This is a genomic window from Streptomyces radiopugnans, from assembly GCF_900110735.1.
Classification (GTDB): Bacteria; Actinomycetota; Actinomycetes; order Streptomycetales; family Streptomycetaceae; genus Streptomyces; species Streptomyces radiopugnans.
Window position 1 is genome coordinate 866,075 of sequence record NZ_FOET01000001.1, and the last position, 13,492, is coordinate 879,566.

General features: G+C 74.2%; 16 protein-coding genes. 10 read left to right on the forward strand and 6 right to left on the reverse strand.

Annotation, left to right across the window (positions count from 1 at the left end; translation table 11 throughout):
* The first annotated feature begins 3 nt into the window (after positions 1–3).
* Positions 4–849, forward strand: coding sequence for an ABC transporter permease (locus BMY40_RS03770; RefSeq protein ID WP_093655791.1), 846 nt, complete (start codon positions 4–6; stop codon positions 847–849).
* A 124-nt stretch (positions 850–973) separates the two neighbouring features.
* Positions 974–1,651 carry a DUF2567 domain-containing protein gene (locus BMY40_RS03775; protein WP_177213853.1) on the forward strand — a complete coding sequence of 226 codons (678 nt, stop codon included), beginning with the start codon at positions 974–976 and terminating at the stop codon, positions 1,649–1,651.
* Between the two features lie 63 nt (positions 1,652–1,714).
* On the opposite strand, the gene ybaK is transcribed toward BMY40_RS03775, so the two are convergent.
* The 3 genes from ybaK to BMY40_RS03790 form a co-directional block, all read right to left on the reverse strand.
* A complete protein-coding gene (gene ybaK, locus BMY40_RS03780) occupies positions 1,715–2,218 on the reverse strand; it encodes a Cys-tRNA(Pro) deacylase (protein WP_093655247.1) in 504 nt (167 codons plus the stop codon).
* Between the two features lie 79 nt (positions 2,219–2,297).
* A complete protein-coding gene (locus BMY40_RS03785; RefSeq protein ID WP_093655249.1) occupies positions 2,298–3,095 on the reverse strand; it encodes an LON peptidase substrate-binding domain-containing protein in 798 nt (265 codons plus the stop codon).
* Positions 3,096–3,188: 93 nt separating this feature from the next.
* A complete protein-coding gene (locus tag BMY40_RS03790) occupies positions 3,189–4,808 on the reverse strand; it encodes an oxidoreductase (RefSeq protein ID WP_093655251.1) in 1,620 nt (539 codons plus the stop codon).
* A 174-nt stretch (positions 4,809–4,982) separates the two neighbouring features.
* Between BMY40_RS03790 and hisD the strand changes: the two genes are divergently transcribed.
* The 8 genes from hisD to hisF all read left to right on the forward strand — a co-directional run bounded on the left by hisD (position 4,983) and on the right by hisF (position 10,988).
* The gene (gene hisD / locus BMY40_RS03795) at positions 4,983–6,317 is read left to right on the forward strand and encodes a histidinol dehydrogenase (protein ID WP_093655253.1); all 1,335 of its coding nucleotides are present in this window, start codon (positions 4,983–4,985) and stop codon (positions 6,315–6,317) included.
* Complete coding sequence (locus BMY40_RS03800) at positions 6,314–7,429, forward strand: histidinol-phosphate transaminase (protein WP_093655255.1); 1,116 nt, start codon at positions 6,314–6,316, stop codon at positions 7,427–7,429. The genes hisD and BMY40_RS03800 overlap by 4 nt, the downstream gene beginning before the upstream one ends.
* Positions 7,426–8,016 carry an imidazoleglycerol-phosphate dehydratase HisB gene (gene hisB, locus BMY40_RS03805; protein ID WP_093655257.1) on the forward strand — a complete coding sequence of 197 codons (591 nt, stop codon included), beginning with the start codon at positions 7,426–7,428 and terminating at the stop codon, positions 8,014–8,016. The genes BMY40_RS03800 and hisB overlap by 4 nt, the downstream gene beginning before the upstream one ends.
* A gap of 175 nt (positions 8,017–8,191) precedes the next feature.
* Positions 8,192–8,356 carry a hypothetical protein gene (locus BMY40_RS27900; protein WP_177213854.1) on the forward strand — a complete coding sequence of 55 codons (165 nt, stop codon included), beginning with the start codon at positions 8,192–8,194 and terminating at the stop codon, positions 8,354–8,356.
* Positions 8,353–8,994, forward strand: coding sequence for an imidazole glycerol phosphate synthase subunit HisH (gene hisH, locus BMY40_RS03810; RefSeq protein ID WP_093655259.1), 642 nt, complete (start codon positions 8,353–8,355; stop codon positions 8,992–8,994). The genes BMY40_RS27900 and hisH overlap by 4 nt, the downstream gene beginning before the upstream one ends.
* A 45-nt stretch (positions 8,995–9,039) precedes the next feature.
* The gene (priA, locus tag BMY40_RS03815) at positions 9,040–9,771 is read left to right on the forward strand and encodes a bifunctional 1-(5-phosphoribosyl)-5-((5-phosphoribosylamino)methylideneamino)imidazole-4-carboxamide isomerase/phosphoribosylanthranilate isomerase PriA (RefSeq protein WP_093655261.1); all 732 of its coding nucleotides are present in this window, start codon (positions 9,040–9,042) and stop codon (positions 9,769–9,771) included.
* The gene (locus BMY40_RS03820; protein ID WP_093655263.1) at positions 9,768–10,217 is read left to right on the forward strand and encodes a RidA family protein; all 450 of its coding nucleotides are present in this window, start codon (positions 9,768–9,770) and stop codon (positions 10,215–10,217) included. The genes priA and BMY40_RS03820 overlap by 4 nt, the downstream gene beginning before the upstream one ends.
* Positions 10,218–10,988 (forward strand): imidazole glycerol phosphate synthase subunit HisF, encoded by a 771-nt coding sequence (gene hisF / locus BMY40_RS03825; RefSeq protein WP_093655265.1) that lies wholly within the window; start codon positions 10,218–10,220, stop codon positions 10,986–10,988.
* 36 nt (positions 10,989–11,024) lie between these two features.
* Here hisF and BMY40_RS03830 read toward each other — a convergent pair whose 3' ends face one another.
* The 3 genes from BMY40_RS03830 to BMY40_RS27905 form a co-directional block, all read right to left on the reverse strand.
* Positions 11,025–11,738, reverse strand: coding sequence for an MBL fold metallo-hydrolase (locus BMY40_RS03830; RefSeq protein WP_177213856.1), 714 nt, complete (start codon positions 11,736–11,738; stop codon positions 11,025–11,027).
* A gap of 93 nt (positions 11,739–11,831) precedes the next feature.
* Complete coding sequence (locus tag BMY40_RS03835) at positions 11,832–12,464, reverse strand: TIGR03085 family metal-binding protein (protein ID WP_093655267.1); 633 nt, start codon at positions 12,462–12,464, stop codon at positions 11,832–11,834.
* A 50-nt stretch (positions 12,465–12,514) separates the two neighbouring features.
* Positions 12,515–13,363 carry a hypothetical protein gene (locus BMY40_RS27905; RefSeq protein ID WP_177213857.1) on the reverse strand — a complete coding sequence of 283 codons (849 nt, stop codon included), beginning with the start codon at positions 13,361–13,363 and terminating at the stop codon, positions 12,515–12,517.
* Positions 13,364–13,492 lie beyond the last annotated feature (129 nt).

The following is a 13,492-nucleotide window of genomic DNA, read 5'->3' on the forward strand; positions in this document are numbered from 1 at the left end:
GCCGTGGCGAGGACCCGGCAGGAGACCGCGGAGGCCGTCGGAGCAGCCGAGGCCGCGGGAGCCGGCGAGGAGGCGCAGGAGACGGGTGCCGCTCCGCTCGCTCCGGGCGCGCGGCTGTGGCCCGCCCTGGGCGCCGTCTACCGGGCGCAGCTCTCCCGGGCACGGGTGGCCCGCATCCCGCTGCTGTTCGTGGCGACCTTCCAGTCGGTCGGGATCATGGTCCTGATGCGCGGGGTCGTCGACGGCGGCCCCGGGGAGGAGGCACGGGCGGTGGTGGCCGGCTCCAGCGTGCTGGTGGTCGCCTTCGTCGCGCTCAACCTCCTCGCCCAGTACTTCGGCCAGCTGCGCGCCTCCGGGGGCCTGGACCACTACGCCACCCTGCCGGTGCCGCCCGCCGCGGTGGTGCTGGGCACGGCGGGCGCGTACGCCTCCTTCACGGTGCCCGGAACGGCGGTCACCGCGGTGACCGGCTGCCTGCTCTACGGGCTTCCGCTGGACGGCCTGTGGCTCCTGGCGGCGGTGGTGCCGCTGGCCGGCGCGGCGCTCGCCGGACTCGGCGCGGCCCTCGGCCTGCTCGCGCCGCGCCAGGAACTGGCCACGCTCTGCGGGCAGTTGGGCATGTCCGCGGCCCTGCTGCTGGGTGTGCTGCCGGCCGGGGGCCTGCCGGAACCGGTCCGGCTGCTGCGGGACCTGCTGCCCTCGACATACGGCGTGGAGGCGCTGGCCGCCGTCCTCGGGCCCCGGCCGTACTGGGACCGGGTGGCCCTCGACCTCGGGGTGTGCGCGGCGGTCGGGGCCGTGGCGCTGGCAGCCGCGGCCTGGGCGTACCGCCGGGCGGCGGTGCGCTGACCACCGCCGCCGGCCGCCGCCGTCCTCCCGCGGCGCCCCGATGCCCGGCCGCCGCTCCGGGCGGGTGGCCGCCGAGTGCGGTACCGCCGGGCGGGCCCGGGGCCGGACCTGGCACGATGGCAGGGTGACCGCACCGACGCCTCCCTCCCCGAACCACGGCCCGTCCCGGTCGGCCCCGTCCTACGACCCGTGGGGGAGCGCCCCGCACGGCAAGGACCCCGCTGAGGAGGGGTACGCCCGTGCCTCGGCCGGCCGGGAGGCCCTCGAGGCCGCGGTGGTGGCGGCGGCCGTGGCGGTCCTGGGCGTGGCGCTCGGGCTGCTGTGGCTGTGGCTGGCCCCCAGGGTTCCGCTGATCTCCGACGGCACGGCCGTCTACCTCAAGGACTCCGAGGGCGAGGAGACGATCGGCGCCGACGGCACGTTCGTCCTGCTGGCCCTGGGCGCCGGCGCGCTGAGCGGGGCCGCTGTCTTCCTCGCGCGGCGCCGCGGCGGCGTCGGCGTGGTGATCGGCCTGGCGGCCGGCGCGCTGGCCGGCTCGCTGCTGGCCTGGTGGCTGGGCGTGCAGCTCGGCCCGGAGCAGGACGTGGCCGCCCAGGCCAGGGCCGTGGGCGAGGGCAGGGTCTTCGACGCCCCGCTGGAGCTCCACGCCAAGGGGGCGCTGCTGGCGTGGCCGCTGGCCGCGCTGGGTGTCCACCTGGCGCTCACGTCCCTGTTCGGCCCCCGGGACCCGGAGCCCGCGCACCCGCTCCACCCCGGGTGGGGCCCGCCGCAGGGCGGCGCGGAGGACCGGCCGGGGGCGTGAGCCCCGCCGGCGGCCGCTCCTTTGCCCGCTTCCGGCAGCCGCTGCGGCCGGGAGCGGGAGCGGCTACCGGGGGCGGGCGATCGGCGCCGTCACCGCGCCGGTGAGCTTGACCAGGTCGGCGGGGGCCAGTTCGATCTCCAGCCCCCGGCGCCCGGCCGAGACGCAGACGGTGGCGTGCCCCTCGGCCGAGGCGTCCACCACCGTCGGCAGCGCCTTGCGCTGTCCCAGCGGGGAGATCCCGCCGCGCACGTAGCCGGTGGCGCGCTCGGCCGCGGCCGGGTCCGCCATCGCGGCCCGCTTGCCGCCGGCCGCCGCCGCCAGCGCCTTGAGGTCCAGCGAGCCGGAGACGGGGACGACCGCGACGGTCAGCGCGCCGTCGACGTCCGCGACGAGCGTCTTGAACACCTGCCCCGGGTCGAGCCCGAGCGCCTCGGCGGCCTCCTCCCCGTAGGAGGGTGCGGCCGGGTCGTGCTCGTAGGAGTGGAGGGTGAAGTCCACGCCGGCCTTCGTGGCGGCCACCGTCGCCGGGGTGCCTCCGGAACCCGCCTTCTGCTTCTTCCTGGCCATGTTCGCCGTGCCTCGCGTCGGTCGGTGCTGGTGTGCGGTCGCCGTTCCCCGGCTGCGGTGCGCCGGTTTCCGGAGGGTGTCAGTTCGGGCTGGTCGGCACGCGGGTCAGGTCCGCCGCGGGAACGGACGGGAGCCTGCCGATCAGCGCCGTCTCGCGCCTGAGGATCCTCAGCTCCTCGGCCAGCCGGGTGGCGGTGTCCGGAGCCTGCAGGAGCCGCTGCTTGGCCGGGGTGTCCAGGACGGTGGCGGCGGCCACCAGATACGACACCACCGACGGCTCGTCCGGCAGCTCCTGCCCGCCCGCCAGGGTCCTCTCCCGTGCGCCGGCGAGCTGCTTCTGGTAGGCGCGGAAGGCCCGCAGCACTCCGGAGGCGAGCGCACCCGCCCCCTCGCCGCCGTCCTCCGCAAGTTCCTCGACCTCGCCGACCAGATACGGCCCGGAGGCGTCGACGGACAGCAGCCGGAAGCGGGTGGTGCCGGTGGCGAGCACCTCGTAGCCGCCCCCGGTCCCGCCGTCCTCACCGTCTCCGCCGCCGTCCCCGTCGCCCTCCTCACCGCCGCCGGAGCGCTCACGGATGGACGTGGCGTCGGCGACGCAGCCCACCGTGTGGAAGGCACGCATCGGATCGGGACCGAAGCCCGCGGCCGGCCCGGCGGCGGCCTGTGCCGTGGGATCCGGCATCCCGGCCGCGGTGGGGGCGACCTCGCGGCCGTCCCTGATGGCGACCACCCCGAAGCGGCGCGGTGCGTCCTCGGGAATCTCCAGCAGGTCGCGCATCAGGGCGCGGTACCGCTGCTCGAAGACGTTCAGCGGCAGCACCAGCCCCGGGAACAGCACGGTGTTGAGGGGGAAGATCGGTAGGCGCGTGGTGGTCACAGCCGCAGCCTAAGGCCTCTCCGCGGCAGGACACCCCCGTCACCCGCCACCCGCCCGCCGCGCGGGCCCGCCGCATCCGCCCGCCGGGCACGCTCACTGGCGCCTCAGCAGCCGGGTGGCCCCGGCCGCGACCGTGGTGGCCAGCACCCAGCCGAGCATGATCAGCGCCGCGGCCGTCCACTGGTAGGCCCCCGCGGGCTTCCAGCGGCTGTCCTGGCCCAGGTCGATCACCGGCAGCAGCAGGTCCAGGACGTACAGCGGGGCGTTCCAGTGCGGCGACTCCCCCGGTTTGAGCGGGTCCGGCGGCTGCCGGGCGAACAGCACCGCGCCCGAGGCCCACAGCACCGCCATCCACAGGGCGGCCTGGCCCGGCCGGTAGCCGTAGGCGACCGTCCAGTCCTGCAGATAACCCCACAGCTTGGCGGCCAGCGGCAGCGTCTCGCGGCGCCGGCGCTGCTTGGCCAGCAGCACCGCGCGCGCGTCCGCGTCCTCCCCGCTGTTGCGCATCACCGCCGCGAGCTGCTCGTACGGCTCCGGGGCGTACTCCGGCGTCGCCGTCTCCAGCCACCTCAGCCGCTGGGCGAGGGTGAACGGGCCGCGCGGGATCAGGTTCTGGTAGGTGAACCCGGCCATCCACAGCCCCTCGTCCACCGGCCAGCTCTCCACCCTGTCCACCAGGTTGTCCACCGTCGCTCCGGCGAGCACCACCCGGCCGCCGCCCGGCCGCTCGGGCGTGAAGCACAGCTCCGGGGTCTGGACGCGGCGCAGCGACAGCTCCTGGTCGCGCTGGAGGTTGAAGCGCGCGTCGTCCAGCACCAGCGAGTCCCCGAACCTCCCGTCGTCCAGCTTCACCCCGCCGGTGCACTCGAAGCGCTTGACGCGCCGCACCATGTGGCTGTGCTCGTCCGGAGGCGGCCAGGATGTGCCGCCCGGCGGGGTCGTGCCGTGGACGACCGGCAGCTGGCGCGGGCCGGAGGAGGCGAAGTGGGCGAAGTGCTCCACCGTCATCTGCGGCGCGTACAGCGCGTACTGCCCGTTGCAGCCGCGCAGGACGCTGCCGTACATGAACAGCGAGCCGCCGATCTCCGCGCCGCGCAGGCTCACCTCCCCCTGGGCGAGCATCAGGCTGGCCTGGAGGTCCTGGGCGACCTGGATCCCGTCGGCGGACAGCGACCGCACCCGCTCCCCGCGGCCGACCGTCATCTCGTTGAGCATCAGGTCCGTGCCTATGGAGGCGTCGGTGAGCCGGACGCCGCCGGGGATGGTGCAGCGCGGCAGGTGGAGATCGCCCTCGGTGCTCATCCGGGCGGCCTCCAGCCGGGGTATGTGGCAGTCGATCATGCGGGCGGTCACCAGCCGGCACTCGTGCAGCAGCACCTCCTGCTCGAAGCGGCACTGCCGGAACTCGAAGTACGGCTCGACCGTCCCGCCGGACAGGTCCAGTCGCCCCGTTATGTACACACCGGTCAGCTGCAGGGACGCGACACGCCCGAGCAGCGGCGGCGGGCCGTGCAGCAGGAGCAGGGCGACGACGCGGGCCCGCACCGTGCGCTGCGGCCCCCACTCGTGGTCGCCGTTCGGGTCGTCCAGCTCCGCCTCGCCCGAGCGCAGATCGTGCTCGCTGCCGTTGCGGAAGGCCTGCCACATGCCCCACTCCGCGGTGGTCAGCCGGATCCCGGGCGGCGGATCCCCGTTGTTCGGAACCTCACTCACGACGTGTCCCCCAAGTCACAGATGGCACTGCGTGACGATCACAACGCTATCGGTCAGCACTGACATCTGAATGCCCCCTCGGAGCCCACCCGTACCGCGTATCACGCACTGATACGGAGCGCCGGGCACCGGATCGCGTCTGAGACACTGGGACACGTGCTTCGATCCGTATCCATGACCCGACTCGACCTGCGCGGACGCGACCTCGCCGCCGACGGGGTCGAGCGGGAGCTGCTGCCCCGAGCCGAACTCGACGTCGAGGCCGCCCTGGAGAAGGTGCGGCCGATCTGCGACGCGGTGCACCATCGCGGCACGGCTGCGGTGATCGAGTACAACGAGCGCTTCGACGGCGTGCGGCTGGAGCGCGTACGGGTCCCGGCCGAGGCCCTGGACAAGGCCCTGGCCGACCTCGACCCGGCGGTGCGGGCGGCGCTGGAGGAGTCCATCCGCCGCGCCCGGATCGTCCACCGCGACCAGCGGCGCACCGACTCCACCGTCCGCGTCGTCCCCGGCGGCACCGTCACCGAGCGGTGGGTGCCGGTCGAGCGGGTGGGTCTGTACGTGCCGGGCGGACGGGCGGTCTACCCGTCGTCCGTGGTGATGAACGTCGTGCCCGCGCAGGAGGCCGAGGTCGGCTCGCTGGCCGTCGCCTCGCCGCCGCAGAAGGGCGTCCCCGGACACTGGGCGGCGGGGCTGCCGCACCCCACGATCCTGGCCGCCTGCGCGCTGCTGGGCGTCGACGAGGTGTACGCCGCCGGCGGCGCACAGGCCGTCGCCATGTTCGCCTACGGCACCGAGGAGTGCGCGCCCGTCCAGCTGGTCACCGGCCCCGGCAACATCTGGGTCGCCGCGGCCAAGCGCCTGCTCAAGGGCCGCATCGGCATCGACTCCGAGGCCGGCCCCACCGAGATCGCCATCCTCGCCGACGACACCGCCGACGCCCGCCACGTCGCCGCCGACCTGATCAGCCAGGCCGAGCACGACACCCTGGCCGCCGCCGTCCTGGTCACCCCCTCCGAGGCGCTGGCCGACGCCGTCGACTCCGAGCTGACCTCCCAGGTGGCCTCCACCAAGCACGCCGAGCGCATCGCCGAGGCGCTGGCCGGACGGCAGTCCGGCACCATCCTGGTGGACGACCTGGACCAGGGCCTGGCGGTGGTGGACGCCTACGCCGCCGAGCACCTGGAGATCCAGACCGAGAACGCCGCCGAGGTCGCCGCCCGGGTCCGCAACGCGGGCGCGGTCTTCGTCGGCCCCTGGGCCCCGGTCTCGCTGGGCGACTACTGCGCCGGCTCCAACCACGTGCTGCCCACCGGCGGCTGCGCCTGCCACTCCTCCGGGCTGTCCGTGCAGTCCTTCCTGCGCGGCATCCACGTCGTGGACTACACCCGCGACGCGCTGGCCGACGTGGCCCACCACGTGGTCACCCTGGCGGAGGCCGAGGACCTGCCCGCACACGGGGCGGCCCTCAAGGCGAGGTTCGACTGGAAGGTGCCCCCGGGGAAGTGACCGGAATCGACGACCTGCCCATCCGGGACGAACTGCGCGGCAAGTCCCCCTACGGGGCGCCGCAGCTGGACGTGCCCGTACGGCTGAACACCAACGAGAACCCCCACCCGCTGCCCGAGGCGCTGGTGGCCCGCATCGCCGAGCGCGTCACCGAGGCCGCCCGGAACCTCAACCGCTACCCCGACCGCGACGCGGTGGAGCTGCGCGGCGAGCTGGCCCGCTACCTCACCCGCACCGCCGGGCACGAGGTCACCGCGGAGAACGTCTGGGCCGCCAACGGCTCCAACGAGGTGCTCCAGCAGCTCCTCCAGGCGTTCGGCGGCCCGGGGCGCACCGCGATCGGCTTCGAGCCCTCGTACTCGATGCACGCCCTGATCGCCCGCGGCACCGGCACCGGCTGGATCTCCGGGCCGCGCAACGACGACTTCACCATCGACGTGGAGGCGGCCAAGGCGGTCATCGCCGAGCGCCGGCCGCACGTGGTCTTCGTCTGCTCGCCCAACAACCCCACCGGCACGGCCGTCGACGCCGACACCGTGCTGGCCCTGTACGCCGCCGCCCAGGCCGCCCGGCCCGCCATGGTGATCGTCGACGAGGCGTACGGCGAGTTCAGCCACCGGCCCTCGCTGCTGCCGCTGATCGACGGCCGCCCGAACCTGGTGGTCTCGCGCACCATGTCCAAGGCGTTCGGCGCCGCCGGACTGCGGCTGGGCTACCTCGCCGCCCACCCGGCCGTCGTCGACGCCGTCCAGCTGGTGCGCCTGCCCTACCACCTGTCCGCCGTCACCCAGGCCACCGCGCTCGCCGCGCTGGAGCACACCGACACCCTCCTCGGCTATGTCCGGCAGCTCAAGGAGGAGCGGGACCGGCTGGTGACCGAACTGCGGGCGATGGGCTGCGAGGTCACCGAGTCCGACGCCAACTTCGTGCAGTTCGGGAACTTCGACGGCCCCGGCGGCGCCCACGCGGTGTGGCAGGCGCTGCTGGAGCGGGGCGTGCTGGTCCGGGACAACGGAGTGCCGGGCCGGCTGCGGGTCACCGCCGGCACCCCGGCCGAGAACGACGCGTTCCTCGACGCGGTACGCGCAGTACTGAAGGAGAACAACCGATGAGCCGTGTGGGTCGCGTCGAGCGCACCACCAAGGAGACCTCCGTCGTCGTCGAGATCGACCTCGACGGCACCGGAAAGGTCGACGTGTCGACCGGGGTCGGCTTCTACGACCACATGCTCGACCAGCTCGGCCGCCACGGGCTGTTCGACCTCACGGTCAAGACCGAGGGCGACCTGCACATCGACAGCCACCACACCATCGAGGACAGCTCGCTGGCGCTCGGCGCCGCCTTCCGGCAGGCGCTGGGCGACAAGCGCGGCATCGTCCGCTTCGCCAACGCCTCGGTGCCGCTGGACGAGTCCCTCGCCCAGGTGACCGTGGACCTGTCGGGGCGGCCGTACCTGGTGCACAGCGAGCCGGAGAACATGGCGCCGATGATCGGCAGCTACGACACCACGATGACCCGGCACATCCTGGAGTCCTTCGTCGCCCAGGCGCAGATCGCCCTGCACGTCCACGTCCCCTACGGGCGCAACGCGCACCACATCGTGGAGTGCCAGTTCAAGGCGCTGGCCCGCGCGCTGCGCTACGCCAGCGAGATCGACCCGCGCCAGACGGGCATCCCCTCCACCAAGGGCGCCCTGTGAGCGTCGCGCGCGCGGCTGCCGGGCCGCTGTCGGTGACGGTGCCCGTGTCGTGCCGCGCGGGCGGAGAAGCTCACGGAAGGGACGCTGTGAGCGTCGCGCGCGCGGCCGCCGGGCCGCTGTCGGTGACGGTGCCCGTGCTGTGCCGCGCGGGCGGAGAAGCTCACGGAGGAAGGCCGTGAACGGTGTCTCCACCCTGCTGCTCTTCGTGGGGCTCTTCCTCCTCGGCGGCGCCATCTCCTTCTGGAAGCAGCAGATGCCCAAGGGGGTCGTCGCCCTGCTCGGCATCGGCTCCGCCCTGTCCCTGATCGCCGGAATCCTGCGCCTGGAGGTGTGGTCATGACGGAGAGGAAGAAGGTCGTCGTCTTCGACTACGGCTTCGGCAACGTGCGTTCCGCCGAGCGCGCCCTGGCCAGGGCCGGCGCGGAGGTGGAGATCACCCGCGACTACGACACCGCGATGAACGCCGACGGGCTGCTGGTGCCCGGCGTCGGCGCCTTCGCAGCCTGCATGACGGGTCTGCGCAAGGCCCGCGGCGACTGGGTCGTCGAGCGCCGGCTCGCCGGCGGGCGCCCGGTGATGGGCATCTGCGTCGGCATGCAGATCCTGTTCGGCCGGGGCATCGAGCACGGTGTCGAGGCCGAGGGCCTGGACGAGTGGCCCGGCACGGTCGGCCCGCTCAGGGCGGACGTCGTACCGCACATGGGCTGGAACACCGTCGAGGCGCCCGGGGACTCCAGGCTGTTCGCGGGCCTGCCCGCCGACGCCCGCTACTACTTCGTGCACTCCTACGCCGTGCACGACTGGGAGCTGGAGACCGCCAACCCCGCCATGGCGCCCCCCAAGGTCACCTGGGCCACCCACGGCGAGCGGTTCGTCGCCGCAGTGGAGAACGGCCCGCTGTGGGCCACCCAGTTCCACCCCGAGAAGTCCGGCGACGCCGGCGCGCAACTCCTGACCAACTGGATCAGCACCCTCTAGCCCCACCGCCACCACCGACCCCCAGGACCTTAGGACCGCCAGCTGATGAGCACCCACCGTCTCGAACTCCTCCCCGCCGTCGACGTCCGCGACGGGCAGGCCGTCCGCCTCGTCCACGGCGAGTCCGGCACCGAGACCTCCTACGGCGACCCGCTGGAGGCCGCCCTGGCCTGGCAGCGGGCGGGAGCGGAGTGGCTGCACCTGGTGGACCTCGACGCCGCGTTCGGCACCGGTGACAACCGCGAGCGGATCGCCGAGGTCGTCCGCACCATGGACATCAAGGTCGAGCTCTCCGGCGGCATCCGCGACGACGCGTCCCTGGCCGCCGCGCTGGCCACCGGCTGCACCCGGGTGAACCTGGGCACCGCGGCCCTGGAGAGCCCCGAGTGGGTCGCCAAGGTGATCGCCGAGCACGGCGAGAAGATCGCCGTCGGCCTCGACGTGCGCGGCACCACCCTGCGCGGGCGGGGCTGGACCCGCGACGGCGGCGACCTCTACGAGACGCTGGAGCGCCTGAACTCCGAGGGCTGCGCCCGCTACGTCGTCACCGACATCGCCAAGGACGGGACCCTCAAGGGCCCCAACCTCCAGCTGCTGAAGGACGTCTGCGCCGCCACCGACCGCCCGGTCGTCGCCTCCGGCGGCGTCTCCTCCCTTGACGACCTGCGCGCGATCGCCACCCTGGTACCCGAGGGCGTCGAGGGAGCCATCGTGGGCAAGGCCCTCTACGCCAAGGCGTTCACCCTGGAAGAGGCCCTGGAGGCAGTGTCCCGATGACGGAGTCCGCGGCGGTGGGACGGGAGAGCGAAGCAGACGGGGACGGCCGGCGGCTCCGGCGCGTCGGCAGCGACAGCCCCTGGGAGGAGACCATCGGCTTCGCCCGGGCCGTCGAGATCGGCGACCGTATCCTCGTCGCGGGCACGATGCCCCTGGTCGACGGGACGATCCAGGGCGAGGGCGACCCGTACGTCCAGGCCAGGACCGCCTTCGAGCGCGCCGTGGCGGCGCTGGAGCCGTTCGGCCTGGACGTCCGGTCCGTCGTGCGCACCCGCATGTACATAACCCACGCGCGCGACGTGGACGACGTGGGCCGCGCGCACCGCGAGGTCTTCGGCTCCGTCCGCCCCGTCGCGACGCTCGTGGTCGTCTCCGGCTTCGTCGACTCGCGCGTGCTGGTCGAGGTGGAGATCGAAGCCTTCCGCACCCCGAAGGAGCGCCCCTAAGTGTCCCTGGCCGTACGAGTCATCCCCTGCCTGGACGTGGACGGCGGCCGGGTCGTCAAGGGGGTCAACTTCCAGAACCTGCGCGACGCCGGCGATCCGGTCGAGATGGCCAAGGTGTACGACGCGGAGGGCGCCGACGAGCTGACCTTCCTCGACATCACCGCCTCCTCCGGCGACCGCGAGACCACCTACGACGTGGTGCGCCGCACCGCCGAGCAGGTCTTCATCCCGCTGACGGTGGGCGGCGGCGTGCGCACCACCGAGGACGTGGACAGGCTGCTGCGCGCGGGCGCCGACAAGGTGGGCGTCAACACCGCGGCCATCGCCCGCCCGGAGCTGATCCGGGAGATCGCCGAGCGCTTCGGCAGCCAGGTGCTGGTGCTGTCGGTGGACGCCCGCCGCTGCCCGGAGGGGACGGTGACGCCGTCCGGCTTCGAGGTCACCACGCACGGCGGCCGGCGCGGCACCGGTATCGACGCGGTGGAGTGGGCGCACCGGGCCGCCGAGCTGGGGGCCGGGGAGATCCTGCTCAACTCCATGGACGCCGACGGCACCAAGGACGGCTACGACATCGCCATGGTCGGCGCCGTCCGCAAGCACGTCACCATCCCCGTCATCGCCTCCGGCGGAGCGGGGAAGCTCGCCGACTTCGCCCCGGCGGTGGAGGCGGGCGCGGACGCGGTGCTCGCCGCGAGCGTCTTCCACTTCGGAGACCTGCGCATCGGGCAGGTCAAGGACGCCCTGCGCGAGGCCGGCCACCCGGTGCGCTGACCGGCCGCCGCGTCCGCCCGGCCCGCCGTACCGGCGTCAGGCGCCGGTACGGTCGGCGGCCTCCGCGGCCCTGCGCAGGGCCGCGCCCGCGTCCCGGGCGATCGGGTCGCCGTGCCCGAAGCAGGCGGTCTCCGTCTCCAGGGCGGCCAGCCGGCGGAACGACTCCAGGGCGCGGGCACGGTCGAGGTTGAACACCCCCAGGATGGTGCGGCCCTCCACGTTCGCGATCGTGTCCCCCGTGAACACCACGCCGTGCGCGGGCAGATGGAGCGCGATGCTGCCGTCGGTGTGCCCCGGCGCGGCCACCACCCGGGCCCCGCCGCCGAAGTCGACCACCTCGCCGTCCTCCAGCTCGCGGTCCACGCGGCACGGTGGGGCCGCGGGCAGCGGGGGCAGGTTCTCGTACAGCTCGCGCTCCCAGCCGGGCGCCCCGGTGAAGTCCGGCGGCGGACCGGGCGCCTCGCCCCGGACGAACGGCGCGTCCAGCCGGTGCGCCATGACGGTCGCGCCGGTCAGCTCCGCGAGCTCGGCGGCGCCGCCGGCGTGGTCCTCGTGGAAGTGGGTCAGGACGATGCGGTCGATGTCCCCCGGATCGTGGCCCAGCTCCCGGACGGCCTCGGCGACGGCGGCCCCGGATCCGGCGGTCCCGGTGTCCACCAGGGTCAGCGAACCGGGGTCGTGCCACAGGTAGGCCTGGCCGACGGCGAAGGCGAGCATGTGCAGTCCGGGCAGCACTCGGGTGGTCTCCACGAAGCACACCCAAGCACGCGGACGGCCGCCGCACCGCGCCGTTCGCCGTCGGCTTGAAGGCGGGCGCGCGGGGCGGGGCCGTGCCGCGGGGCGTCAGAGGCCGAGCTTCGCCTCGCGTACGCGCGCCACGGACTTCTCGTCGCCCTCCAGCTCCACCCGTGCCGCGTCCTGCCGGCCGGAGACGAAGAGCAGCAGCTCACCGGGCTCGCCCGTGACGGTGACCACCGGGGTGCCCTTGCGGGCCACCGCCACCTGGCCGTTGGGACGGCGCAGCACCAGGCCGACCGGGCACCGGCGGCCGTAGGCGCGGGCGGTGGTCTCCAGCCGCCGCCACAGGGCGTCGGCGAGGACCGGGTCGATCTCACGAGGTGTCCAGTCCGGCCGGGCCCGCCGGACGTCCTCACCGTGGACGAAGAACTCCACGGTGTTGGCCGCCTCGTCGACCTGCTTGAGGGAGAAGGGCGACATCCGCGGCGGCCCGGTGCGGATGAGCTGGATCAGTTCCTCGTACGGCTTGGCCGCGAACTCCTGCTGCACACGCTCCAGCCGTGGTTGCAGCGCCTTGATGAGTATCCCGCCGGCGGCGTCGGCGCGGCGCTCGCGCACCACGACGTGAGCCGCCAGCTCCCTGGTCCGCCACCCCTCGCACAGGGTGGGCGCCTCGGGTCCGTAGGTTTCCAACAGATCGGCCAGCAGAAGGCGTTCGCGCCGGGCGTGGGTCGACATACGGCCACCCTACGACCGTGTGCCGACCCGTGCCACGCACCGCGCCCGGGTCAGCCCGGCAGCGGGGCGTCCAGCTCCGGGCCGTCCACCTCGTTGCTGAGCGTCAGGGAGCAGGTGACCTGGTCCTCACCGCGGTTGTACGTCAGGAGCGTCGGATAGATGGCGTAGTAGTAGTAGGTCCTGTCCTGCGGCATTCGGGCCAGCCGCTTCTCCACGTCCGCCTTGCACAGCGACATGACCTCCTTCTGCAGCTCCGCCTGGGTGTCGAAGTCACCGGTGATCGTCTGGTTGGCTATCACCTCGCCGTCGTGGGGGCCGTCGCAGGGCCGCTCCTCGACCTCGGTGACGTCGCTGCTCAGCGACGGGTGGTCGAAGCAGGTGCCCGGGTCGAGCACCACGTACAGCACGAGGTCGCTGGGCATCGCCGTCACGTCGGGCGTGGGGACGGCCGTGGCGGGCGGGTCCGCCGGCCCGTCGCTCGGCTCCGGGGAGGCGGTGGAGGGATCGGCGGAGGCCGGGGCGCTGGGAGTGGCGGTCGGCTCCGCCCGGTCCTCACCGCTCCCGCCGTCGGCCGCCAGCAGCACGCCTCCGACGATCAGCCCGGCGACGAGCACCGCGGCGATGATGATCGCGGCGACCTTCCCGCCGTTGCCCCCGCCCCCGCCCGGCGGGGGCGGGTAGGGGCCGGGCGCGCCGGGACCGCCGGGCGAGCCGGGGTAGCCGTACCCGCCGGGCCCTCCCGGGACTCCGGGCGCCCCGGGAGGGCCCACCGGGGCGGGGTAGCCGTAGCCGCCCGCGGGCGGACCGGGCTGCTCGGGCGGACCGAAGCCCTGCGGCGGACCGAAACCGCCGCCTGGGCCGGGGTTGTGTGCGCCGTTGGGCGGCGGTGGATAGCTCATGCCGGAAGGATGCCGTACCGCACGGACATGCCAAATCCCGGGTGCGTCACAGCATTGCCACAGCAGGACGGCGCGCCCGGCGGACCGCGGCCGTTCCGGCCCTCGGGCGGGGTTCGCGGTGCGCGCCGC

What these genes read in the sequence shown, in the direction of transcription:
- hisB (WP_093655257.1), top strand. Translation starts at nt 7,426, where the DNA reads ATGAGCCGTGTGGGTCGCGTCGAGCGCACCACCAAGGAGACCTCCGTC.
- BMY40_RS03820 (WP_093655263.1), top strand. Translation starts at nt 9,768, where the DNA reads ATGACGGAGTCCGCGGCGGTGGGACGGGAGAGCGAAGCAGACGGGGAC.
- priA (WP_093655261.1), top strand. Translation starts at nt 9,040, where the DNA reads ATGAGCACCCACCGTCTCGAACTCCTCCCCGCCGTCGACGTCCGCGAC.
- BMY40_RS27905 (WP_177213857.1), bottom strand. Translation starts at nt 13,363, where the DNA reads ATGAGCTATCCACCGCCGCCCAACGGCGCACACAACCCCGGCCCAGGC.
- BMY40_RS03835 (WP_093655267.1), bottom strand. Translation starts at nt 12,464, where the DNA reads ATGTCGACCCACGCCCGGCGCGAACGCCTTCTGCTGGCCGATCTGTTG.
- hisD (WP_093655253.1), top strand. Translation starts at nt 4,983, where the DNA reads ATGACCCGACTCGACCTGCGCGGACGCGACCTCGCCGCCGACGGGGTC.
- hisH (WP_093655259.1), top strand. Translation starts at nt 8,353, where the DNA reads ATGACGGAGAGGAAGAAGGTCGTCGTCTTCGACTACGGCTTCGGCAAC.
- ybaK (WP_093655247.1), bottom strand. Translation starts at nt 2,218, where the DNA reads ATGGCCAGGAAGAAGCAGAAGGCGGGTTCCGGAGGCACCCCGGCGACG.